Here is a 22,519-nt window from a genome sequence, read left to right on the forward strand (position 1 = left end):
GGAGCCCGGCGGCACCCGGCTCCTCAAGATTTATTGTTGGTATACATAATGCCAATTTAGCGTAACTTGTCAATCACTCCGGCTGCGAGCAGTTGTCTCGCCGCCCGCAAACCTCCCTCTCCCCAGCAGCGCTGCTTCAAGGGCAGCCAGATCTGCTCCGGCACAGCGGTTCAGTGGCCGATATTGATCCAGACCGCTTTGGGCTCGGTGTAGTTGTCGATGGCCGCTTCGCCATGCTCGCGGCCAAAGCCGGAATCGCGCGATCCGCCCCAGGGCAGGCGCACATCCGTTGGCCCGAATGTGTTGACCCACACCGTCCCGGCGCGCAGCCGCTTCGTGAAGCGATGGGCGCGGGCGATGTCGGCGGTCCAGATGCCGGCTGCAAGATCGTAAAGCGTGCCATTGGCCATGCGGATGGCGTCGTCCTCGTCCCTGAAGGGGATGACGGCGGCCACCGGACCGAAGATCTCTTCCTGCGAGATGCGCATGTCGTGGCGCACGCCGGAAAATACCGTAGGCTGGATGTAGTAGCCTTCTTCGCCGGCCCGCTTGCCGCCGGTGACGACATGCGCCCCTTCCCTCCGGCCGACCTCGATATAGTCGAGCACCGAGTGCATCTGCGCTTCGGAAACCACCGGCCCGAGCGAAGTCGACGTCTCGAGCGGATCGCCCATGCGCAGCGAGTTCGCCCGCGCCGCCAGCCGCTCGACCACCTCGTCATAGACCGCCTCATGGGCAAGGATGCGCGATCCGGCCGAGCAGACCTGCCCGGCATTGAAGAAGATGCCCGAGGCGGCGGCCCGCACGGCAGCGTCGAGATCGGCATCGGAGAAGATGATATTGGCGGACTTGCCGCCGAGCTCCAGCGTCACCCGCTTGAAATTGCCGGCGGCGGCATGAAGGATGGTCCGGCCCACGCCGGGTGAGCCGGTGAAGGTCACCTTGTCGACATCGGGGTGGTCGATCAGCGCCTGGCCGATGGTGCGCCCGGAACCGGTGGTGACGTTGAACACGCCTTCAGGAAAGCCGGCCTCCATGGCGAGCTCGCCGATCTTGAGCATTGACAGCGAGGTGATTTCTGCTGGCTTGACCACCAGCGTGCAGCCGCAGGCCAGCGCCGGAGCGACTTTCCACATGCCGATCATCATCGGGAAGTTCCATGGCACGATGGCCGCCACAACGCCGACCGGCTCACGCACCGTATAGGTCAAGGCATCCGGCCGGGTCGGGATGACCTGGCCGTTGATCTTGTCAGCCATGCCGGCATAGTAGGTCACCGTGTCGAGCACAGCCGGCAGATCCTGCCGGCGGATGGCCGATACAGGCTTGCCGGCATCCATGCTTTCAATCTCCGCCAGCTCATCCTGGTCGCGGCGGATCAGGTCGGCGAGCCGCAGCAGCAGCGCACCCCGCTCGGATGGCTTCATGCTGCCCCACGGCCCCGAAAGCGCCACGCGCGCCGCCCTCACCGCGATCTCGACATCCTCGACCCCAGCTGCGCTGACGCGCGCGAATGGCTGGCCGGTGGCGGGATTAAGCGTCTCGAAGTGGCGTCCGGAAACGGACTCCACGCGGCGCCCATCGATGATGAGCTTGTGCACCTCCTCGACAACGCGGTTGAGCATGTCTGTCCTCCATATGGGTGATTGATCGGAAGGGTTGGGACGATGTCATTTTACTTTTCTGGCATAATGTATTCCAGTTTACCCCATCGCCTTCCCTATGGGAACAGCTTTCTTCGCACCGTGAATACAACCCAGCCAGGCAGGTTCACGGATCGCGGAATTGATCGCCTTGCTGGGTTCCGATGAGAACGCTTGGGAGGCGATCGGTGCCCACCGCCGATCCTTTCCGTTAGCTCTTGCTGTTTTCTGCCCAACATTCTGAGGCCGGATGCCTTCAGAATTCCTAGGGGACGTGCGGTGAGCAGGAACCTGCTACAGGCATGGGGGTCATGGCTTCAGGACATGAAAGGTTAAGCCATGCGTAGTCTGACGCTGATAGCTGCCCGTTCTTTTATCGCCAGCATCGACCCGACGATGCACAAGGGCCGATGGATTAGGAAATCACCGCCATCGACTTTGTGCGGCTTAAAGACTTGCCGATGCCTGGCCCGCTCCGTTGACGATGCTCGCTCAAAATAGGGTCAACGTCATCCAAGTGGTAGCGGCAGCCATTGACCCCGGGGGTGCCCTCATGCCTGAGGCAGCAGCGTGAAGAGACCGCGCACGTGCAACTAGATCAGAGACACAGCCAAGCAGTGATAGGCTTTGCAGAAATCCGAACTGTTAGCTGCCGGCGACGTTCAGAGCACCGAGCTGTCAGCCCATACGAAAACGATGTTTCGCGAGCGCCAGATCGGGCCGGGATCCGTATATTCCCCAGCCCGCCTGCCGCCGAGCGCCTCGTAGAAAGCGATCGCAGGCTCGTTGCCCTCGACCACGCCCACGCCAACCCCAGGGAACCCTCTTTCACGCAGATGCAAGGCGAGCCTTGAAAGCAGTGTGCGACCGAGCCCCTGGCGCTTCACATCCGGGCCGACATAAAGGTTATTGATCTCGCCGTGGCTGCCGAAGATCGCGGCCGAGGGCGCGCCGGCAGCACCGATGGCGACCGGCCTTCCCTCCAGTTCGGCAACAAGCACGATCTGGTCCGTATCCTTCGCCATAAGCTTTTCGCGCCAGGTGCCGCGGCGACGGGCTTCGTCGAGGACAGCGTAAACCTCCGCTGGAGCAAGGTTCCGATAGGTTTGCCGCCATATCTGGACATGGAAATCCGCGATTGCATCCGCATCGGCTGGAGTAGCATGCCGTATCGTCACATTTTCCATCGGCCTCGCCTATTCCACCTGTTTCATCAGCCAGAGCTGGAACGCCTTGAGTGCCGGCGAAGGCTTGCGGTCCGCCGGGGTGGTGAACCAATAGGCGACCTTGGAGACGTAGCCAATACCGCCGGGATTGACGAGGTTGCCGGTCCGCAATTCCTCCTCCACGAGTTGAGGCGGAACGAGGGCCATGCCCTGCCCCGAAATCGCGGCGCGCAGCACGAGCGTGTAATAGTCGAAGCGCATGACACCCTGTGGCTCGAGCTCCGGTTTCCCGTGATCCTCCACGAGGTCGACCCACCGCAGCGGCGTACCCGGATGCTCGATGATGACTCCTCGCGCCGCATCGTCGAGGGTTTCGCAAGGGCCGAGCCGCGCGAGATAGGCGGGAGCGCAAACAAGCCGGACATCTTCGCCGAACAGGTAGATCGATTCCTCATTCGCGAACGGCCCGCGCCCGAAGCGAAAGATGGCGTCCGGCTGGGCCGCTGGATTGTCGGTGGCGAACGTCGTGTACTGGACGTCGATATCCGGGTGTTTCTGATTGAAGTCGGAGAAGCGCGGCAGCAGCCAGCGATCACCAAGGATCGGCAGCACCTTCAGCCGGAGCGTATGGGAATCCGGCTGCAAGCTCGCCGCGCGGAAGGCGGCCTCCTCCATCGCCTTGATCGCCACCTGCGCCTGTTCCAGGTAGATGCGGCCGAGTGCCGTCGGCACCATGCCAGACGGCTTTCGCGTGAATATCTGGGCGCCGAGAAGGTTTTCGAGGGTCAGCAACTGCTTGCTGACTGCGCTTTGCGACAGGTTGATGCTTTCCGCCGCCGCCGTCGTCGAGCCCCGTTCCGCAATCGCCAACATCACGCGAAGGGCCGTCATGGAAGGCAGCGGCACGGAGGTATGAACCAAGGCATTCTCCGGTAGGGGGCTAGTCGATTTCGTCATAACGTTAGCGCTTTTTCGCGTTTGTGCAAGCGGTCCCTAGAAGGCACCCTGCATTCGGGAACACATTCACCGACAGGGAGACCGACATGACAGAACAAGCGACGTCGCTTTGGGGAGCACGTTTTTCCAGCGGCCCTTCCCCGGAACTCGCTGCCCTTTCGCGAAGCAATCCGAGCTTCTTCCGCCTGTCCCCCGAAGACATCGCAGGGTCTCGCGCCCATGCGCGAGAACTGGCTCGCGCCGAGGTGCTGACGGCGGACGAGCTGGCGCGGATGTTGCAAACGCTCGACATGATCGCGGCCGATGTGGCCGCCGGCCGCGAGAAGCCGAAAGCCTCGGACGAGGACCTTCATACTTTCCACGAACGCCTGCTGGTGGAGCGCCTCGGGCCGCTTGGCGGCAAGCTGCGCGCCGGCCGCTCGCGCAACGACCAGACCGCGAACAATACCCGTCTCTATCTTCGCCGCACCGCGCGGCGACTTGCGAAGCTGATCCTCACCGTGCAGGACGCATTGGCCGCACAGGCAACGTCACATGTCGAGACGGTGATGCCGGGCTTCACCCACCTGCAACCCGCCCAACCGGTGTCGCTCGGCCATCACCTGATGGCCCATGCGCAGTCGCTCAGCCGCGATATCGAGCGCTTCATCGACTGGGACCGCCGCTTCGATCGTTCGCCGCTTGGCGCGGCCGCGCTGGCTGGATCCGCTTTCGCCCGCGATACGGAAAGTTCTTCGCGCGACCTTGGCTACAGACGGCCCTGCGAGAATTCCATCGACGCCGTCGCAAGCCGCGACGTGGTCTCGGAATTCCTGTTCGTTACGGCCATGCTGGGCGTCAACCTCTCGCGCCTGTCGGAAGAAATCTGCATCTGGGCCACGCGCCAGTTCGCCTGGGTGAAGCTGCACGATTCCTATTCGACCGGCTCTTCGATCATGCCGCAGAAGAAGAACCCCGATATCGCCGAGCTGACGCGCGGCATGTCGGGCACGATTATCGGCAATCTCGTCGGCATGCTCGCCACGCTGAAAGCCATGCCGCTTGCCTATAACCGCGATCTTGCCGAGGACAAGCGCGCCCTCTTCGAAACCATCGACCTCCTCGATCTGATCCTGCCCGCCTTCGCCGGCATGGTCGCGACGATGACCTTCGACACCGAGCGCATGACGGCAGACGCACCGCGCGGCTTCACGCTGGCGACCGAGGTGGCGGACTGGCTGGTGCGGCAGGGCGTTCCCTTCTCGCACGCCCACGAAATCTCCGGCGCGACCGTGCGCTATTGCGAGGAACGCGGCATGGAACTGGATGGACTAACCGAGGCCGATCTGCCGAAGATCGACGCGGCGCTGACCGCCGAGGTGCTTGGGGTGATCGACCCTGCCCGAGCACTCGCCGAACGGTTCGGCCAGGGCGGCACCGCTCCCGTCCGCGTCCGCGAGCAGATCGCGGCATTCACCGACATCTGCAAAGTGCAGCGCGCCTGGGCCGAGCAGGACCTTTCGGGCATCGCCCTCATCCCCCTTGCGGGAGCGGCGGCATGACCGACACCACCCTTCCCCAATCCAGCCGCGATGCCCACGACATCGCCCATCTCGAAATCGTCCCACGCAAGCATGTGGGACGAATGATCTTCGCTGCCATCGTGGTCCTCATGGTGGCGCTCCTCATCCGCGCCTTCGTCGTCGGCCAGATCGAATGGCCGGTCGTCGGCCAGTTCCTTTTCGCTCCGGCCATCATGCAGGGCATATGGAATACGCTGCTGATGACGGTGGCGGCGATGTTGCTCGGCATCGCGCTCGGCGTGCTCATCGCCATCATGCGCATTTCCGGCAATCCGGTGCTTGAATATATTGCACTGGTCTATGTCTGGATCTTCCGCGGCGCGCCGGCGCTGCTGCAATTGCTGCTGTGGTTCAACCTCGCGCTGATCTTCCCGACCATGGGCATTCCGGGCCTCTTCGAATTCAGCACCGTCGAGGTGATGACGCCCTTCGTCGCCGCCATGCTCGGTCTCGGCATACAGCAGGGCGCTTACACCTCGGAAGTCGTGCGAAGCGGCCTGCTTTCCGTCGACGTCGGCCAGTATGAAGCCGCCCGCACGATCGGCATGACGGGCATGCAGACGCTGCGCCGCATCGTGTTGCCGCAAGCCATGCGCGTCATGGTCCCACCGGTCGGCAACGAGGTGATCAGCATGGTCAAGCTCACCTCGCTCGCCTCGGTGATCCAGTATTCGGAGATCCTGCACAATGCGCAGGTGATTTACTACGCCAATACCCGCGTGCTGGAACTCCTGATGGTCGCGAGCTTCTGGTATCTCGCCATCGTCACTGTGCTCTCCCTGGTCCAGTCCCGTATCGAGCGCTACTACGCTCGCGGCACCCGCGGCCGCACGACGATCTGACGGAGGACGCGACATGACCAACGAGATCCTGGTGAAAGCCGTCGACGTCTGCAAAAGCTTCGGCACGTTTCAGGCACTGCAGGAAGTAAGCCTCGAAGTCCGCAAGGGCGAGGTGAGTTGCATCATCGGCCCCTCGGGTTCGGGAAAAAGCACGTTCCTGCGCTGCATCAACCTTCTGGAGCGTATCGATTCCGGGGCGATCTGGGCGAATGGCGAGCTGATCGGCTACCGGCGCGACGGCAACAAGCTCTATGAGCTGAGCGATGCCGAAATCGCCCGCCAGCGGCGCGGCATCGGCATGGTCTTCCAGCGCTTCAACCTGTTTCCGCACAAGACCGCGCTGGAAAACGTGATCGAAGGGCCTGTGCAGGTGCTGGGCGAGAACCCGAAGACCGCGCGCGAACACGCTCTGGAACTGCTGAACCGGGTGGGCCTCGCCGACAAGGCCAACAGCTATCCGGCCGAGCTTTCGGGCGGCCAGCAGCAGCGCGTCGCCATCGCCCGGGCGCTCGGTATGCGGCCCTCGCTGATCCTGTTCGACGAGCCGACCTCCGCGCTCGACCCCGAACTGGTGGCGGAGGTGCTCGACGTGATGAACGATCTCGCCGCCTCCGGCATGACGATGATCGTCGTCACTCACGAAATGGGCTTTGCCCGCAATGTCAGCAACACCGTCGCCTTCATGGACGGCGGGCGTCTGATCGAGCACGGCCCCTCGGCGCGGGTCCTGACCCAACCCGACAATCCCCGCACCGTCGACTTCCTCAAGGCCGTGCAACGATAACCGCAAAAACCGACAGGATGGGAACTCAGATGAAAAAAGCAATTCTGGCCGCTTCGGCCTGCCTCTTCGCCCTGACCGCTCAGGCACAGGATCTGCCTGAAAAGTACAAGTCCGCCGGCAAGCTGGTCGTCGCCAACACGCCGAACTACCCGCCGATGGAATATCGCGACCCGGCGACGAACGAACTGGTGGGGGTCGATATCGAGCTCGGCAAGGCGCTCGCCAAGCATCTCGGCACGGAAATCGAATGGTCCGAGATCGGCTTCGAGCAGATGGTGTCCTCGCTCAACACCGGCCGCGTCGACCTCGTGCTGAGCGGCATGAGCGACCTGCCGGCGCGGCGCGAAACCATGGACTTCGTCGACTACATGCGTTCCGGCGCGCAGTTCTATACCTCCGCCAAGCGCAAGGACGAGTTCAAGCAGCTCACCGATTTCTGCGGCAAGACGGTGGGCATGAGCCGCCGCACCTCCTTCCCGGACGAGGCCGCCAAGTGGAGCGCGGCAAATTGCGAGGCGAACGGCAAGCCGGCGCTGAACATCGTCGGCACGGAAGGTTCGGCCGACGCCCGCACGCAACTCAAGCAGGGCCGCCTCGACGGCGCGGTGCAGGGCTCGGAAACCCTGCCCTACCTGCTGACGCTGGAAAAGGACACCTACGCCATCGTCGGCGAGCCCTTCACCGAGGTCTATCAGGGCATCGGCTTCTCCAAGCAGACGCCGGAGCTGCGCGACGCCGTTGCCGGCGCGCTGAAGGCCATCATGGAGTCGGGCGAATACAAGGCCATCTTCGAAAAGTACGAGCTGGCCGACAGCACGCTCGACGGCGTGATGATCAACGGCGAAGCCGTGAAATGACCGGAGGACGGCCCGGCGCTTCTGCCGGGCCGTCCTCCTCGCCTCACCGAACGAGGATATCATTATGCCCGATGCTGCCCGAAGCGGCCTGCAAGCGCTGCCGCATGTCGAGGCACTTGCCGATTTCTGCACCCGACTTGCTCCTGCCGACCTGCCCGACCGGATCAGCGCCCGCACTAAGCTCCATCTTCTGGATACGCTCGGTGCCGCGCTCGCCGGCACCCGCTCCACCGAATTCCGCAGAGTGCGGGCGCTCGCCGCACCGGGCGCAGCAACGCCGCTTCTTGCCTCGCCGCAACGAACCGGTCCGCGCGACGCAGCCCTTGTCAACGGGGTTGCTGCCCACGTCTTCGAACTCGACGATTCCGGCGGCTGCGATCATACGGGCGCCGTCGTCCTGCCCGCGCTGCTGGCGGCCCTTCCGTCGTGCGACGCCCCAGTCTCCGGCGCCGATCTGCTCTGCGCGCTGACAGCGGGCTACGAGGTGGGCCGCCGCGTGCTGGACGCCTCGGGCGGCTATGGCGCGCATAACGGCGCGGGCTGGCACTCCACCGGCACCTGCGGCACGCTTGCCGCCGCGGCGGCTGTCTCCCGGTTGCGCGGTTATGACACCACACTGTTTCGCCACGCCATAACACTGGCCACCAGCTTTTCCTCCGGCCTCTGGGCCTTCAACCACGACGGCAGCCAGGCGAAGAAGGTGCATGCCGGCCGGGCCGCCGAAGGCGGGCTGCTTGCCGCCGATCTCGCCGCCGCCGGCTTTTGCGGCCCCTCGCAGGTCTTCGAGGACGTCTGGGGCGGCTTCTTCCGCACGTTTGTGCGCGATGCCGGCCGGCCGGAAGAATTCTCCGCCGGCCTCGGCACCAACTGGAAGATCGAGCGGGCGTCGCTCAAACCCTATGCCGCCTGCCGCGGCGCCCACTCCGCCATCGACGCGGTCTCCGACATCCTCACCGAGACCGGCCGCACCGCCGTTGACATCGCGTCGATCGACCTCCGCCTCAGCCCCTTCCTGATGGACATGTGCGGCCGGGCGCGGCTGGACACGCTGGCGGGCGCACAGATGAGCCTCGGCTATGCGCTGACGGCGCTCCTGATCTTCGGCCGCGTCGATCTCGAACAATATTCCGCCGCCGCCCGCAGCGATCCGCGCATCGCCGCTTTTCTCGGCCGCATCCATTTTCATCCTGATCCGCAGATGTCACAGATGGCCGAGCCCGAGGTGACGGTGACATTCGCCGACAACAACAGCCGAACCGCCACGGTGCCCCGCGCTACGGGCTCCAGCGAGCGGCCGATGAGTGACGCCGCCGTTCGGGCCAAATTCGACAGCCTTGCATCGATGGCGCTGCCGGCGGCGCGCGTCGCCGGTCTCGCCGAATTCATCAGTACGCTGGAAGGGCGGGCGGACTGCCGGGATCTGCCCGAATTGCTGGTCTCGGACGAACCCGAAGCGCCGGTCTTTCTTTGAGGAGGAATTTCATGACCTATGATCTCAGTGCGCGCCCGCTCAACCCCGCCCCGCCCGCCCCCGTCATCGACTGGCCGCACGGCAAGAAGAGCGCCCTTTTCATCGGTTTCGACGTCGACGCCGAGACTGCCTGGATCGGCAACAACCACGCCAATGTCGACCGCATGGTCACGACCTCGCTCGGCGGCTACGACGCCCGGGTGGGAATCGCGAAGATCCTCGAACTGCTGGAGGAACTAGGCCTCAAGGCCACCTTCTTCATCCCCGGCTGGACCGCCGAGGCCCACACGGCCGCCTGCGAGCCAATCGTGGCGGCGGGGCACGAGATCGCCCATCACGGCTACCTGCACAAATGCCCTGATCGCAACAAGCTGGAGGAGGCGAAGGAGGAGATCGATCGCGGGCTGGAAGCATTGCAATCCCGGCTGGGCGTCACCCCCGTCGGCTACCGCGCGCCCTCCGGCGAGAATTTCCCGGAACTGCTGGCCTATCTCACCGAGCGCGGCTTGCGCTACTCCTCTTCCTTCCGCGACGATATCCGCCCCTATCGCCATCGCCTCGCGGATGGCCGGCCCGGTCCAGTCGAAATCCCGGTCAACTACGCCTTCGACGACTGGAATTTCGGCATCACCAGCCGGCTGGACGGCCGCCCTCTCTTCGGTAGGGACGCCATCCTGCCCATCTGGCGCGAGGAATTCGCCGGAACCCACGAATGGGGCGGCGTGACCACGCTCGTCCTGCACCCGCAGGTTTCCGGCAGACCGATGCGCTGGCGCCTCCTGAGAGACTTCCTTGCCGAAATCGCCGCGCGCGACGACGTCTGGATCGCTACCGGCGCGGAAATCCTCGCACATTACGAAGCCGGAACCGAAGCGGCCTAGCAGCCATCCGGCTATCCCTGCCGACAGATCGACCTGCATCGAAGCTTAGCGCTTCCTGCGGGCCGCTGCGTTTGCGCAACCTCGCGCTAGTCGTTCTCCTCATACCCTTAGCCGATATTTGCGTTTGATCGCCGCTGGAACTCTGCCACCCTTGGAACCGTAATAAAAACAAATGGCTAGCCTGGCGGGGAAGAGGGAATTGCCGCCATGCCTCACCGCATCCAATCATATGAGAGGAACAAACATGTCGAAGCGACACGCATTTCTGAAAGCCTTGACCCTCGCGACGGCGATCGCTCTTCCTGCCGTAGCCGGCGCCGAGGATATCGCAGTTCCCGAGGCACTGAAGGCCAAGGGCCATCTCGTCGTCGGCATCGAGTCCAGCTATCCGCCCATGGCCTATCGCGACACGAAGACGAATGAACGCGTCGGCCTGAACATCGACCTGGTGACCGCCATCGGCAAGAAACTGGACGTCGAGGTACAGTGGGAGGAGATGGGTTTCGAGCAGCTTATGACGTCGGTGGAAACCGGCCGCATCGACATGATCGGCGCCGCCATCAGCGATCTTCCCAAGCGCCGCGAGAAGATGACGTTCGTCGACTATCTCGTCACCGGCGCGCAGCCCTTCACACTCAAGGCCAACGCCGAAACCCTGAAGACGAACCTCGATCTTTGCGGCAAGCGCGTCGGCGCGCCGAGCTTCACCAGCTACTTCCCCGAGGCGAAGAAGTGGAGCGAAAAGAACTGCGTCGCCGCTGGCAAGCCGGCTATAACCGTCAACGGCACGAATGGCGCCACCGCAACGCGCCTCGACCTCAAGCAAGGCCGCCTCGACGCCGGCGTTCTCGGTCCGGAATTCGTCGTCCATCTCATGCGTGACGAGCCCGACACCTACGCGCTTGTCGGCGAGCCGCTGCTGACCAGTCTCTTCGGGCTCGCCTTCAAGAAAGACGACACGGCAACCCGGGATGCCGTCGCCAAGGCGATCGACGCGCTGATCGCGGACGGCTCCTATACCGAGATCCTCAAAAAACATGGCCTTGAAAAATGGGCGATGGCGTCCACCAAGATCGACGCAGGCGAATAAGCGGAGAACCATCGATGCATGCGATCCTGCTGCCGCGCACAGGCGGCCCGGACGCCCTGGAATGGCGCGAGGTGGAAACACCTCGCGCCGGGCCGGGAGAGGTCCTTATCGCGGTCACGGCCGCCGCCCTCAACTATTCCGACCTGCTTCAGCGCCGCGGAACCTATAGTCTCGGCATTCCCCTGCCCTTGATCCTCGGTATAGAATGTTCCGGAACGATCGCCGAGCTGGGCGACGGGGTCGAGGCCTGGCAGGTCGGAGACCGGGTCTGCGCCCTGGTCGCCGGCGGGGCCTATGCGGAGCGGGTGGTCGTACCTGCCGCACAGGTCCTGCCCATTCCGGTCGACCCGGTAATCGCGGCGGGACTTCCGGAGGCCGCCTGTACCGTCTGGTCCAATCTTCTCGATATCGCCCGTCTTCAGCCCGCCGAGACGGTGCTCGTCCACGGCGGCGCCGGCGGCATCGGCTCCTTCGCCATCCAGACGGCGCACGCCCTCGGCTGCCGCGTCTTCGCGACCGCCGGCGGGGAAGAGAAATTGGCGCGCTGCCGCGCCTTGGGTGCCGCCCGCGCAATTTCCTATCGCGAGGAAGACTTCGTGACGGTGGTCCTGGAAGAAACGAACGGCAAGGGCGTCGATGTCATTTTGGACAACATGGGCGCACCCTACCTGTCCCGTAACGTCTCGGCACTGGCTCATGACGGGCGCATCGCCATGATCGGCCTGCAAGGCGGGCGGACGGCCGAGATCAACCTTGGACAGATGATGGGTCTTCGTGCTTCGCTGTTCACCACCTCGCTACGGGACCGTCCCCTCGCCGAAAAGGCGCGCATTGTCGCCGGCGTGCGCCGCGATCTCTGGCCCCTCCTTGCCAGCGGCCGCATCAAACCCGTGATCGACCAAAAGTTTCCGCTTCAAGAAGCGCGATCGGCACATGAGTACATGGAGAGCGGGGATCATATCGGCAAAATCCTGCTAACCTTGTAACGCTAACCGACCCGGGTTCTCGGTAGTCTCCTGCGTTCATAGTGTCTTTCGCGAGTAGTCCACTCCGGGTTCGAGGACCTTCGATCGATTCTGCATCCGACTTTGCGTCTTACGGGGCGTCCACAGATGGGAAGCGGACTGGCACAGGTTCTAAGGCACTCATAGCGCAAATGGACGGCTCGCCATGCCATCTGGTGGCGAGTGGTCAGGCCGTGCCCCAGCGTCCCCGGAACCGGCCCGATCGATCAGAGCGCCTCGACAGGGTTCTTCGCGGCACCGGGGATAGACGTTTCTTCGCCGCGTGTGCGCCACTGGGAGAGGTCGCGGTTGCGGGAGGCGACCGCACTTTCCCACAGTTGATAGGCGTCTTCGCCCAGCATGAGGCGCACCGGCGCGCTGTCACTTTCCACCATGTCGACGACCACCTGCATGGCTTTGGCCGGATCGCCCATCTGCTGACTGTCCTGAGCAGCAAAATATTCATCCACACCTGCGTCGAGCGCCGCGTAATCAGCGATTTGGCCCGACGCACGCATGGCGGCCACCCCCGCAAAGCCGGTGCGGAATGCGCCCGGCTCGATCACCGTCACACGGATCCCGAACGGCTTAACCTCATGATGCAGAGCTTCGATGAAGCCTTCCAGCGCGAATTTCGACGCGTTGTAGAGGCCATTTCCCGGGAAAGCTACAAGAACCGCAATGCTGGTCAAGTTGAGGATATGACCGGATTTTTGCGCGCGCATCTGCGGCAGAACTTCACGCGAGAGTTCCGCTACGACGAAGAAGTTCAGCTCCATGTTCGCCCGGATTTGTTCAGACGTGAACTCCTCCAGTGCTCCATAAGCGCCAGCCCCCGCGATGTTGGCCAGCACGTCGATGCGGCCGAATTTCTCGGTCGCCTTGGCTAGCGCGTCCTTACGGGCCTTGCCATCGGTCACGTCCAGCTGCAGCGCCAGAGCACGACCGCCATGGCTTTCCGCGATCTCCTGCAGCGGGTCCAGCCGGCGTGCAGTGATGACGGCGCTGTCGCCCTTAGCCAGAACCGCCTCGGCAATCGCGCTGACCGTCGTTCTGTTGCACCACAACGGAGCCTGACGCGAGTTCTCGAAATCCCGTCAGATTTGTAACTCTCATCATTCGGTATCCAACCCTACGTTCATACGGACTGCTACCGGAACGGTGAACGATGCCCAGCCGGTGAATGTAGGCGTGGCAAACCGGAAGAAAAGCGCGATGCGACCGAAATCACCTACTGGACTCACGAAGTCTGGCAAAGCGCCGGCCCGATCCTGGATAGGCCTGGGCGTCATCGCGCTCCCTTGCATCCTGGTATCGATGGACATGACCGTGCTTAACCTCGCGGTTCCGCACCTGACAACCGCCCTCGGCCCGAGCGCCGCAGAGTTGCTGTGGATCGTTGATATTTACGGCTTCATGGTCGCCGGCGCGCTCATGACAATGGGCACGCTCGGCGACCGCATCGGACGCCGGCGGCTGCTCCTGATCGGTGCTGCATTCTTCGGCCTGGCCTCGGCAGCGGCGGCATTTGCGACGAACCCCGTTCAGCTCATCGCGGCCAGGGCAGTCCTGGGCCTTGCTGCAGCGACCCTGGCGCCCTCCACGCTCTCGCTCATACGCAACATGTTTGAGGACGACGGCGAGCGGCGCATCGCGATCGGCGTGTGGATTGCAAGCTTCTCCGCCGGGGCGGCGATCGGGCCGGTCGTGGGCGGGCTGCTGCTGGAGTACTTCTGGTGGGGTTCGGTATTCCTGGTCAATGTACCCATCATGATCGTCTTGCTCGTCCTCGGCCCGCTGCTTCTGCCGGAGTATCGCGACCCGAACGCCGGGCGGCTCGACGTGGTCAGCGCCTGCCAGTCGCTTGTCGCCGTGCTTTCGGTAGTTTGGGGTTTGAAGCGCGTAGCCGAGCACGGGCCGGATGCGATCGCCGCGGCGGCTATCGTTGCGGGACTGGCTCTCGGAGTGGTCTTCCTGCGGCGCCAGCGCCGGCTTTCCGATCCGTTTGTGGACCTTGCGCTCTTCAGTAGCCCGGCATTCGGCGTCGCGCTGGCCGTGAACCTGGCGGGCTTCTTCTTCATGTTCAGTGTTTTCTACTTTGTCCCGCAGTATCTGCAACTCGTGGTCGGCCTGTCGCCGTTCAAAGCCGGGCTCTGGACCTTGCCCTCAGGCGTTGCCTTCATCGCGGGATCGCTTCTTGTGCCGGCGATCGCGGCAAGGCTACGGGCGGAACGCGTGCTGATCGCTGCGACAGGGTTTGCGGTCCTGACGCAGGTGGACCCGGCCGGCTCGCTCGCCACTGCTGTTATCGGCTCGGTGATTTTCTCGCTCGGGTTGACGCCGGTGATCACATTGACAACCGACATAGTGGTGGGCGCGGCTCCTCCAGAGCGCGCCGGCTCCGCGGCCGCGCTCAGCGAAACAAGCAACGAGCTTGGCGGAACGCTCGGGATCGCGGTTGTCGGCAGCATCGCAATGGCGGTCTACAGAAGCGCAATGGCGAGCGAACCGGCGGCTGCCTCATCCGAGACGGCGCAGGCCACGATCGGCGGAGCGGTAGCTGCGGCTGAAACGCTCTCGCCAGAGGAAGCCGAAGCGCTCGTTGTAGCCGCGCAGGACGCCTTTACGGCCGGCATGCAACTGACCGCCGGCATCTCCGTCCTGGGACTTCTCGCAACCGCAGCGCTCGCGGCGGCGTTCCTAGGCAGGGCGCGGTCTGGACCCTCCCGCGAGGAGGCCTGAGATGCCGTGGCCGTCCCCGGGCCGGATAACGGTTGACAGGAGTTGCGAGCCACCGCTGACACGGCGACCTGTCGCGGCATTAAATTCACAAACGATGATGGAGGAAGGAATGAACCACATTAAAGGAGATCAAATCGCGGCCCCGGAGATCGTTGATCGCGCCGTGTTCGAGACGCGACTCGAGGCATTGCGCATTCGAGAGAAAGCTCACACCCGCCTAAGCGATGCCATCGCGGCTGATCGCCGGCGGCTGCCGATGGTCGCGATCGATGGTGCAACTCCGCTTGTTGGCGAACATGGATCTACGACGCTGCTCGACGCTTTTGAGGGACGCCGGATGCTCATAGCATATTATTTCATGTGGTTTCCCGGCAAACCGGCGCCGCAACAGTGCGAAGGATGCACGTTCTTCAGCACACAGCTTCGAGAACTGTCGCACCTGCATTCACGAGATGTGACTTACGCCACGTTCAGCCAAGGTCCCTACGCGGAAAGCGCCCGCTACCGTGACTTCATGGGCTGGACAATGCCCTGGTATTCGGCGCAAGACTCGCTCGACACGCTGCTGGTCGGGCGCCGTATCGGCATGATGCATATCGTTTGCTATCTGCGGCGCGGGTCCGATGTGTTTGAAACCTATTGGACCACACGGCGTGGCGTCGAGGCATTGGACAACACTTACCGGTTGCTTGATCTGACCGTCTATGGGCGGCAAGAGGATTTTGAAGACTCGCCCGCCGGCTGGCCGCAGCACTGGGGGGAAACCAACCATCCGTTTCGCCGCGATGGCCGGCCGATCTCTCAATGGTCTCGCCTGGAAGCCGGGCATTCCGACAAGCTTATGACCGGCGGAGGTACGGACGCATGAGGGCCAGCCTTCGAAGCCGAAAGTGGCCTAACCCGTCCCGTTCGGGACGACACGATCAGGAGAATGACAATGGCAAAGTCCTATATCGGCGGCTGCGCGTGTGGCGCGGTGCGCTATGCCACGAACAGCGATCCCATCTTCCAGAACCATTGCCAGTGCCGCGATTGCCAGACGCGAAGCGGGACCGGTCACGGCTCCTACCTGACCTTCGCGCAACGGGCGGAGATGAAGATCACGGGTGAAGCGAAGACCTGGCGCGTCACCGGCGACAGCGGCGACGACAAAATACACGCCTTCTGCCCGGCATGTGGAACGCCGATCTATCTCACGTTTGCGGCAATGCCCGACCTCATCGCCGTGCATGCGGGCAGTCTGGACGATCCCGGCCAGTTTGAACCGCAGGTCGTCACCTACGGCATGCGTGCTCACGGCTGGGACACGATGGATCCGGCGTTGCCGAAGTTTGAGCGCATGCCCGGATAGCTCGGTCAATGTGGCGGTGCAAATCCGGACACGCTCCAGTCCGATGCGTCCGAATGGTCCAGTGGCTGCAACGAATCTTCGTGAAGAAGGGCGTCTCATTCAGCCCTGCGACCATTCGGTCATGCGGTATATAGAGAATATGCGATGCAATAGGCAGGATATTTTCGAACACAGCCGAACGCTACCGGATAACACAAGCATAGGATTAATCGGTCCAGCCGCGGATGTTGCCGGATGGAAAGGGTAATTCCGGACTTGATGATTCCGATCAGTAGTGCGGCGGCGTGATGACCCAGACCACCTTTGCCGGCTTGTCGCCCGAATTCGCGCAGCGGTGCATCTCGGTGCTCCTGAAGGAAAAGCTGTCACCTTCCTCCAGTTGAAAGAACTGCCCGGCGACCCACAGGTCGAGCCTTCCCGAAATGACCAGCCCGCATTCCGCGCCATCGTGATTGTAGTCTCCGCTGTCCGCGCCCGGCTCGATGGTGCTCAGCAGCATTTCCAGCGGACCGCCGAGATTGGGCGACAGGAGCTCCTCTTCGATGCCGATTCCGGTGAATGTGAGTCTGCGCCGGTTGTGCGCCCGGACCACGATGTCCTTTTCCTGGGCAGGAACATCGCGCACATGAAAGAACCAGTTCATGTGGACGCCCAGCGTGTCGCTGATCTTCTTCAGGACGCCGATTGGAAGCTTTGTCTGGTTACGCTCGATCAGGCTGAGGTAGCCGACGGATATGCCGGCGGAATCCGCGACCTGCTGAAGCGTCAACCCTTTCACCTTCCGCAATTCCCGGATTTGCGGGCCGATGGCGATCTCGTCCGGGCTTTCGCCGCTGTTCGGCTCTTCCGTCTTGCGCATCGTCCGTAAGGGCATGGCCATTCCTTTTGCCTCGATGCCGAACCCCTGTCCTTGATCGGCCATAATTTCCCGTTGCGCCCAATCACGGTCGGAAACGAATTTACCGAGCCGATGTCGGGCACTCAACGACGCTTGTTCTGTAAAAAATCAAACATAAATTTTCACACTTGTGAATGGCATTTTTACATGACATGGTTTCCCAACCTGAGCTTCACAAGAAAAACACCTCCGTTTCGGGAGGATAACCGTCAGGAAGCGGTGTGGAACGGCAGGGAAATGGGGACGCCTTACAGCGTGACCCATTCAAGCGGCGGAGGCGGCGTCCTCGCGACGAGGCTTCCCCTGGAAAGGGAGAATCCGCAGTGTCTGAACTACCTTCGGCCGCGCGAGTGGTCATCATCGGTGGGGGCGCGGTCGGCGTCTCCTCGCTCTACCATCTCGCCAGAGCCGGCTGGACCGATTGCGTGCTGCTGGAGAAGAATGAGCTGACTTCGGGCTCCACCTGGCACGCTGCCGGCAATGTGCCGACCTTCTCCTCGTCCTGGTCGCTGATGAACATGCAGCGCTATTCGGCCGAGCTCTACCGGGGGCTCGCCGAGGCGGTGGACTATCCGATGAACTACCATGTCACCGGCTCGCTGCGCCTTGCCCATTCGAAGGAACGCATGCGGGAATTCCAGCGGGCCAAGGCCATGGGCCGTTATCAGGGCATGGCAATCGAGGTGATCGGTGCCAACGAGATCAGGTCGAAATATCCCTTTATCGAGCTGCATGACCTCGAGGGCGCGCTCTATGATCCGAATGACGGCGACATCGATCCTGCCCAGCTCACGCAGGCGCTGGCCAAGGGCGCGCGCGATTTGGGCGCCAGGATCGAGCGCTTCTGCCCGGTGACGGCGGTGCGCCGCGATGGGAACGACTGGGTGGTCTCGACGCCTAAGGGCGACATACGTTGCGAGAAGGTGGTGAATGCCGCCGGCTACCGGGCCGGGGAAATCGGCAGGATGTTCGGCCGCGACATCCCCATGATGGTGATGAGCCACCAATATATCCTGTTCGACGAAATTCCGGAGCTGGCCGCGTGGACGAAGGAAGCTGGCCACAAGTTGCCGCTGCTGCGCGACGTGGATTCCTCCTATTATCTGCGGCAGGAGAAGGCCGGCATGAATCTCGGCCCCTATGAGCGCAATTGCCGCGCGCATTGGGCGAGCCCCCACGATCCGATGCCGGACGACTTTTCGTTCCAGCTCTTTCCCGACGACCTCGACCGGCTCGAATGGTATCTGGAGGACGCCGTCGCCCGCGTGCCGATCCTCGGCACGGCCGGCCTGTCCAAGATCATCAACGGCCCGATCCCCTATACGCCGGACGGCAATCCGCTGATCGGCCCGATGCCGGGCGTCCCCAATGCCTTCGAGGCCTGCGTCTTCACCTTCGGCATCGCGCAGGCCGGCGGGGCCGGTAAGGTACTGGCGGAATGGGTGACCGAGGGCGCCACCCAATGGGACATGTGGTCGTGCGATCCGCGCCGCTTCACCGCTTTCGCCGCCGCGCCCGATTATGCGGTAGCCAAGGGCATGGAGGTCTATGGCAACGAATACGCTATTTTCTTCCCGCGCCACACATGGCCGGCAGCCCGCAACCGCAAGCTTTCGCCCGTCCACGACCGGATCGCCGCGCTCGGCGGGCAGTTCGGGGCCTACAATGGCTGGGAGCGCGCCAACTGGTATGCACAGCCCGGCGACGACATTTCGGAGGCGGCGACCCAGACTTTCGATCGCGACGGGCCGTGGCACAGGCGCATGCGCGAGGAATGCCTTGCTGTACGCGACGCCGCCGGCATTCTCGACCTGCCCGGCTTCTCGCGTTTCCGCGTACAGGGACCGGGCGCGCGCGACTGGCTCGCCTCGCTGATCACCGGCGCCGTGCCGAAGTCCGGCCGCATCGGGCTCGGCTATTTCGCCGACGACAAGGGGCGGATCGTTACCGAAATGTCGATCATGGCGCTCGACGAAGATTTCTTCTTCCTCATCACCGCGGCGGTCGCCCGGTACCATGACAGGGAATGGCTCGAAGCGCATCTGCCCGAGGCAAGCGGCATCGCCATCGAGGACGTAACCGACCGCTTTTCCTGCCAGATCCTGACCGGTCCCGCCTCGCGCACCATTCTGGCGGAGGTCTGCGACGGCGACCTGTCGAAGCCATGGCTGACGCATCAATCGTGCCAGATCGCCGGCAGATGGCTCCAGCTCGTGCGCGTGTCCTTCGCCGGTGAGCTGGGCTGGGAACTGCACACCAAGGTGGAGGATACGGCGACCGTGTTCGATGCCGTGTGGGAGGCCGGGCAGAAGCATGGCCTCAAGCCGTTCGGCATGTTCGCGCTGGATTCGCTGAGGCTGGAAAAGGGCTACCGCGTCTGGAAGCAGGACCTGTCGACCGACTACACGATCCTGCAAGGCGGGCTGGAACGCTTCGTGAAGTGGGACAAGCCCGACTTCAAGGGCAAGGCCGCGCTTCTGGCTGAAAAGCAGAAAGGCATCGCGAAACGCTTCGTGACGCTGGCGATCGAGAACCCCGGCCCCTGCGACGCGCCCTACATGTCCATTCTGTGGAAGAATGGTGAGATCGTCGGCGAGACGCTTTCGGGCGGATGGGGGCACCGGGTCGAGCAGTCGATCGCGCTGGCCATGCTGCGCGCCGACCTTGCCGAATCCGGCACGGCGGTCGAGGTCGAGATATTCGGTGAGCGGTTCAAGGCGGTCGTCCAGCCGGACGCGGCGCTGTGGGACCCGCAGAACGAGAGACTCCGCGCATGAGCAACCTCCCCGACAAGGCCCGCGTCGTCATCGTCGGGGGCGGGATTTCCGGCTGCTCCGTCGCCTATCATCTGGCGAAGCTCGGCTGGAAAGACATCGTGCTGCTGGAGCGCAAGCAACTCACGTCCGGTACGACATGGCACGCCGCCGGGCTGGTCGGCCAGTTGCGTGCCTCGCAGAACATGACGCGGCTCGCCAAATATTCCGCCGACCTCTACGTGAAGCTCGAAGCCGAAACCGGCATCGGCACCGGCATGCGGCAGAACGGCTCGATCACCGTTGCCCTGACGCCGGAACGCAAGGAGGAAATCTATCGGCAGGCCACGCTGGCGCGGGCCTTCGATGTGGAGGTCCACGAGATTTCGCGGCGGGAGGTGAAGGACCTCTATCCCCATCTCGACATTTCCGATGTCGTCGGCGCCGTCCACCTGCCGGGGGACGGCCAGTGCGACCCGGCCAACATCGCCATGGCGCTGGCCAAGGGCGCGCGCCAGCTTGGCGCGAAGGTGATCGAGAACGTCAAGGTCACGGCGGTTGACGACCGCGATGGCCGCGTCACCGGGGTATCGTGGGCGCGGGGCGAGGAGCAGGGCGTCATCTCGACCGATCTCGTCGTCAATTGCTGCGGCATGTGGGGCCGCGACCTCGCCGCCCGCTCGGGCGTGACGCTGCCGCTGCATGCCTGCGAGCACTTCTACATCGTCACCGAGGCCATCCCCGGCCTCCAGCGCCTGCCGGTGCTGCGCGTGCCGGACGAATGCGCCTACTACAAGGAGGATGCCGGCAAGATGATGCTGGGGGCTTTCGAGCCGGTGGCGAAGCCCTGGGGCATGGACGGCATACCGGAAGAGTTCTGCTTCGACCAGTTGCCGGAGGACTTCGACCATTTCGAGCCGATCCTCGAAAAGGCGATCCGGCGCATGCCAATGTTGGAAACGGCGGGCATCCACACCTTCTTCAACGGCCCGGAGAGCTTCACGCCCGACGACCGCTATTATCTCGGCGAGGCGCCGGAGCTGAAAGGCTACTGGGTGGCGGCCGGCTACAATTCGATCGGCATCGTCTCCTCGGGCGGGGCCGGCTTCGCGCTGGCCCAGTGGATGAACGACGGCGAGCCGCCCTTCGACCTGTGGGAGGTGGACATCCGCCGCGCCCAGCCGTTCCAGCGCAATCGACGCTATCTGAAGGAGCGGGTGACGGAAACGCTCGGCCTGCTCTACGCCGACCATTTCCCCTACCGGCAGATGGCGACGGCGCGTGGCGTGCGCCGCTCCCCGATCCACGAGCATCTGAAGGCGCGCGGCGCGGTGTTCGGCGAGGTCGCCGGCTGGGAGCGCGCCAACTGGTTCGCTGCCGAAGGGCAGGAGCGCGAATACCGCTATGGCTGGAAGCGGCAGAACTGGTTCGCCAACCAGCGCGACGAGCATATGGCGGTGCGCGAGGGCGTCGGCCTGTTCGACATGACCTCCTTCGGCAAGATCAGGATCGAGGGCCGCGATGCGCTTGCCTTGCTGCAACGGGTCTGCGCCAACCAGATGGACGTCGCGCCCGGCCGCATCGTCTATGCCCAGATGCTCAATGCGCGCGGCGGTATCGAGAGCGACCTCACCGTCACGCGCCTGTCGGAGACGGCCTTCTTCGCTGTCGTTCCGGGCGCGACCCTGCAACGTGACCTCGCCTGGCTGCGCAGGCATGCGCGGCCGCAGGAATTCGTCGTCATCACCGATGTGACGGCCGCCGAAAGCGTGCTTTGCCTGATGGGGCCGAAGGCCCGCGAGGTGATTGCGCAAGTCAGCCCGAACGATTTCTCAAACGAGGCGTTCCCGTTCGGAACGGCGCAGGAGATCGAGATCGGCCTGGGGCTCGCCCGCGCCCATCGCGTCACCTATGTGGGCGAGCTTGGCTGGGAGCTTTACGTCTCCTGCGACCAGGCCGCCCATGTCTTCGAGGCAATCGAGGAGGCCGGCGCTTCTTCCGGCCTTAAGCTCTGCGGCCTTCATGCGCTCGATTCCTGCCGCATCGAGAAGGCCTTTCGTCATTTCGGCCACGACATCACCGACGAGGACCATGTGCTGGAAGCCGGCCTCGGCTTCGCCGTGAAGACCGCCAAGGGTGATTTCATCGGCCGCGACGCCGTGCTGCGCAGGCGTGAGGAAGGCCTGATACGCAGGCTTGTGCAGTTCCGCCTGACCGACCCCGAACCCTTGCTGTTCCACAACGAGGCGATCGTGCGGGACGGCCGCATCGTTTCCATCGTCACCTCGGGCAATTACGGTCACTTCCTCGGCGGGGCCATCGGCATGGGCTATGTGCCTTGCGAAGGAGAAAGCGAAGCCGATATGCTGGCCTCCACCTACGAGATCGAGATCGCGGGTGAGCGTTTCCCGGCGCAGGCGTCGCTCAAACCGATGTATGATCCGAAATCCGAACGAACGAGGCTCTGACGAACCAGCAACATCCGATAATCCTAACCTTCAGGCTTCAATCCGATAAC

18 protein-coding genes are annotated in these 22,519 nt (G+C 63.5%); 13 read left to right on the top strand and 5 right to left on the bottom strand.

Annotated elements, in window-relative coordinates; all coding sequences use genetic code 11:
• Positions 1 to 170 precede the first annotated feature (170 nt).
• The 3 genes from ACVCNR_RS21905 to ACVCNR_RS21915 form a co-directional block, all read right to left on the bottom strand.
• Positions 171 to 1,625, bottom strand: a complete 1,455-nt coding sequence (locus ACVCNR_RS21905; protein WP_447076491.1) for an aldehyde dehydrogenase family protein — start codon at positions 1,623 to 1,625, stop codon at positions 171 to 173.
• A gap of 680 nt (positions 1,626 to 2,305) precedes the next feature.
• Entirely contained in the window at positions 2,306 to 2,830 is a 525-nt protein-coding gene (locus ACVCNR_RS21910; RefSeq protein ID WP_447076492.1) for a GNAT family N-acetyltransferase, read from the bottom strand.
• A gap of 9 nt (positions 2,831 to 2,839) precedes the next feature.
• Positions 2,840 to 3,766, bottom strand: a complete 927-nt coding sequence (locus ACVCNR_RS21915; RefSeq protein WP_447076493.1) for a LysR substrate-binding domain-containing protein — start codon at positions 3,764 to 3,766, stop codon at positions 2,840 to 2,842.
• Positions 3,767 to 3,852: 86 nt separating this feature from the next.
• Between ACVCNR_RS21915 and argH the strand changes: the two genes are divergently transcribed.
• The 8 genes from argH (at position 3,853) to ACVCNR_RS21955 (ending at position 12,239) form a co-directional block, all read left to right on the top strand.
• Positions 3,853 to 5,307, top strand: coding sequence for an argininosuccinate lyase (argH, locus tag ACVCNR_RS21920; RefSeq protein WP_447076494.1), 1,455 nt, complete (start codon positions 3,853 to 3,855; stop codon positions 5,305 to 5,307).
• Positions 5,304 to 6,170, top strand: a complete 867-nt coding sequence (locus ACVCNR_RS21925; RefSeq protein ID WP_447076495.1) for an amino acid ABC transporter permease — start codon at positions 5,304 to 5,306, stop codon at positions 6,168 to 6,170. Before argH ends, ACVCNR_RS21925 begins: the two co-directional genes overlap by 4 nt.
• 13 nt (positions 6,171 to 6,183) lie before the next feature.
• The gene (locus tag ACVCNR_RS21930; protein WP_447076496.1) at positions 6,184 to 6,954 is read left to right on the top strand and encodes an amino acid ABC transporter ATP-binding protein; all 771 of its coding nucleotides are present in this window, start codon (positions 6,184 to 6,186) and stop codon (positions 6,952 to 6,954) included.
• Between the two features lie 29 nt (positions 6,955 to 6,983).
• Positions 6,984 to 7,811, top strand: a complete 828-nt coding sequence (locus tag ACVCNR_RS21935) for an ABC transporter substrate-binding protein (protein WP_447076497.1) — start codon at positions 6,984 to 6,986, stop codon at positions 7,809 to 7,811.
• A gap of 64 nt (positions 7,812 to 7,875) precedes the next feature.
• A complete protein-coding gene (locus ACVCNR_RS21940; RefSeq protein ID WP_447076498.1) occupies positions 7,876 to 9,282 on the top strand; it encodes an MmgE/PrpD family protein in 1,407 nt (468 codons plus the stop codon).
• 11 nt (positions 9,283 to 9,293) lie between these two features.
• Positions 9,294 to 10,163, top strand: coding sequence for a polysaccharide deacetylase family protein (locus ACVCNR_RS21945; RefSeq protein WP_447076499.1), 870 nt, complete (start codon positions 9,294 to 9,296; stop codon positions 10,161 to 10,163).
• A gap of 244 nt (positions 10,164 to 10,407) precedes the next feature.
• Complete coding sequence (locus ACVCNR_RS21950; RefSeq protein ID WP_447076500.1) at positions 10,408 to 11,253, top strand: ABC transporter substrate-binding protein; 846 nt, start codon at positions 10,408 to 10,410, stop codon at positions 11,251 to 11,253.
• A 14-nt stretch (positions 11,254 to 11,267) separates the two neighbouring features.
• Positions 11,268 to 12,239, top strand: a complete 972-nt coding sequence (locus ACVCNR_RS21955; RefSeq protein WP_447076501.1) for an NAD(P)H-quinone oxidoreductase — start codon at positions 11,268 to 11,270, stop codon at positions 12,237 to 12,239.
• 245 nt (positions 12,240 to 12,484) lie between these two features.
• Here ACVCNR_RS21955 and ACVCNR_RS21960 read toward each other — a convergent pair whose 3' ends face one another.
• Positions 12,485 to 13,324: an SDR family NAD(P)-dependent oxidoreductase gene (locus ACVCNR_RS21960; protein ID WP_447076502.1), complete on the bottom strand. Its 840-nt coding sequence runs from the start codon at positions 13,322 to 13,324 to the stop codon at positions 12,485 to 12,487.
• A gap of 148 nt (positions 13,325 to 13,472) precedes the next feature.
• Between ACVCNR_RS21960 and ACVCNR_RS21965 the strand changes: the two genes are divergently transcribed.
• The 3 genes from ACVCNR_RS21965 (at position 13,473) to ACVCNR_RS21975 (ending at position 16,350) form a co-directional block, all read left to right on the top strand.
• Positions 13,473 to 14,999: an MFS transporter gene (locus tag ACVCNR_RS21965; protein WP_447076688.1), complete on the top strand. Its 1,527-nt coding sequence runs from the start codon at positions 13,473 to 13,475 to the stop codon at positions 14,997 to 14,999.
• A 109-nt stretch (positions 15,000 to 15,108) separates the two neighbouring features.
• A complete protein-coding gene (locus tag ACVCNR_RS21970; RefSeq protein WP_447076503.1) occupies positions 15,109 to 15,867 on the top strand; it encodes a DUF899 family protein in 759 nt (252 codons plus the stop codon).
• 69 nt (positions 15,868 to 15,936) lie between these two features.
• Positions 15,937 to 16,350, top strand: a complete 414-nt coding sequence (locus tag ACVCNR_RS21975) for a GFA family protein (RefSeq protein ID WP_354198424.1) — start codon at positions 15,937 to 15,939, stop codon at positions 16,348 to 16,350.
• Positions 16,351 to 16,618: 268 nt separating this feature from the next.
• On the opposite strand, the gene ACVCNR_RS21980 is transcribed toward ACVCNR_RS21975, so the two are convergent.
• The gene (locus ACVCNR_RS21980) at positions 16,619 to 17,224 is read right to left on the bottom strand and encodes a cupin domain-containing protein (RefSeq protein WP_447076504.1); all 606 of its coding nucleotides are present in this window, start codon (positions 17,222 to 17,224) and stop codon (positions 16,619 to 16,621) included.
• A 347-nt stretch (positions 17,225 to 17,571) separates the two neighbouring features.
• Here ACVCNR_RS21980 and ACVCNR_RS21985 point away from each other — a divergent pair, with 347 nt between their 5' ends.
• Positions 17,572 to 20,025 carry a GcvT family protein gene (locus ACVCNR_RS21985; RefSeq protein WP_447076505.1) on the top strand — a complete coding sequence of 818 codons (2,454 nt, stop codon included), beginning with the start codon at positions 17,572 to 17,574 and terminating at the stop codon, positions 20,023 to 20,025.
• Positions 20,022 to 22,469 (top strand): GcvT family protein, encoded by a 2,448-nt coding sequence (locus tag ACVCNR_RS21990; RefSeq protein WP_447076506.1) that lies wholly within the window; start codon positions 20,022 to 20,024, stop codon positions 22,467 to 22,469. Before ACVCNR_RS21985 ends, ACVCNR_RS21990 begins: the two co-directional genes overlap by 4 nt.
• The last annotated feature ends 50 nt before the right edge of the window (positions 22,470 to 22,519 follow it).

It is taken from the genome of Aquamicrobium terrae, assembly GCF_052978165.1.

Excerpts from the sequence above, each read along its gene's own strand:
- ACVCNR_RS21905 (WP_447076491.1), bottom strand. The coding sequence starts at position 1,625 with ATGCTCAACCGCGTTGTCGAGGAGGTGCACAAGCTCATCATCGATGGG.
- ACVCNR_RS21910 (WP_447076492.1), bottom strand. The coding sequence starts at position 2,830 with ATGGAAAATGTGACGATACGGCATGCTACTCCAGCCGATGCGGATGCA.
- ACVCNR_RS21915 (WP_447076493.1), bottom strand. The coding sequence starts at position 3,766 with ATGACGAAATCGACTAGCCCCCTACCGGAGAATGCCTTGGTTCATACC.
- argH (WP_447076494.1), top strand. The coding sequence starts at position 3,853 with ATGACAGAACAAGCGACGTCGCTTTGGGGAGCACGTTTTTCCAGCGGC.
- ACVCNR_RS21925 (WP_447076495.1), top strand. The coding sequence starts at position 5,304 with ATGACCGACACCACCCTTCCCCAATCCAGCCGCGATGCCCACGACATC.
- ACVCNR_RS21930 (WP_447076496.1), top strand. The coding sequence starts at position 6,184 with ATGACCAACGAGATCCTGGTGAAAGCCGTCGACGTCTGCAAAAGCTTC.
- ACVCNR_RS21935 (WP_447076497.1), top strand. The coding sequence starts at position 6,984 with ATGAAAAAAGCAATTCTGGCCGCTTCGGCCTGCCTCTTCGCCCTGACC.
- ACVCNR_RS21940 (WP_447076498.1), top strand. The coding sequence starts at position 7,876 with ATGCCCGATGCTGCCCGAAGCGGCCTGCAAGCGCTGCCGCATGTCGAG.
- ACVCNR_RS21945 (WP_447076499.1), top strand. The coding sequence starts at position 9,294 with ATGACCTATGATCTCAGTGCGCGCCCGCTCAACCCCGCCCCGCCCGCC.
- ACVCNR_RS21950 (WP_447076500.1), top strand. The coding sequence starts at position 10,408 with ATGTCGAAGCGACACGCATTTCTGAAAGCCTTGACCCTCGCGACGGCG.
- ACVCNR_RS21955 (WP_447076501.1), top strand. The coding sequence starts at position 11,268 with ATGCATGCGATCCTGCTGCCGCGCACAGGCGGCCCGGACGCCCTGGAA.
- ACVCNR_RS21965 (WP_447076688.1), top strand. The coding sequence starts at position 13,473 with ATGCGACCGAAATCACCTACTGGACTCACGAAGTCTGGCAAAGCGCCG.
- ACVCNR_RS21970 (WP_447076503.1), top strand. The coding sequence starts at position 15,109 with ATGAACCACATTAAAGGAGATCAAATCGCGGCCCCGGAGATCGTTGAT.
- ACVCNR_RS21975 (WP_354198424.1), top strand. The coding sequence starts at position 15,937 with ATGGCAAAGTCCTATATCGGCGGCTGCGCGTGTGGCGCGGTGCGCTAT.
- ACVCNR_RS21980 (WP_447076504.1), bottom strand. The coding sequence starts at position 17,224 with ATGCCCTTACGGACGATGCGCAAGACGGAAGAGCCGAACAGCGGCGAA.
- ACVCNR_RS21990 (WP_447076506.1), top strand. The coding sequence starts at position 20,022 with ATGAGCAACCTCCCCGACAAGGCCCGCGTCGTCATCGTCGGGGGCGGG.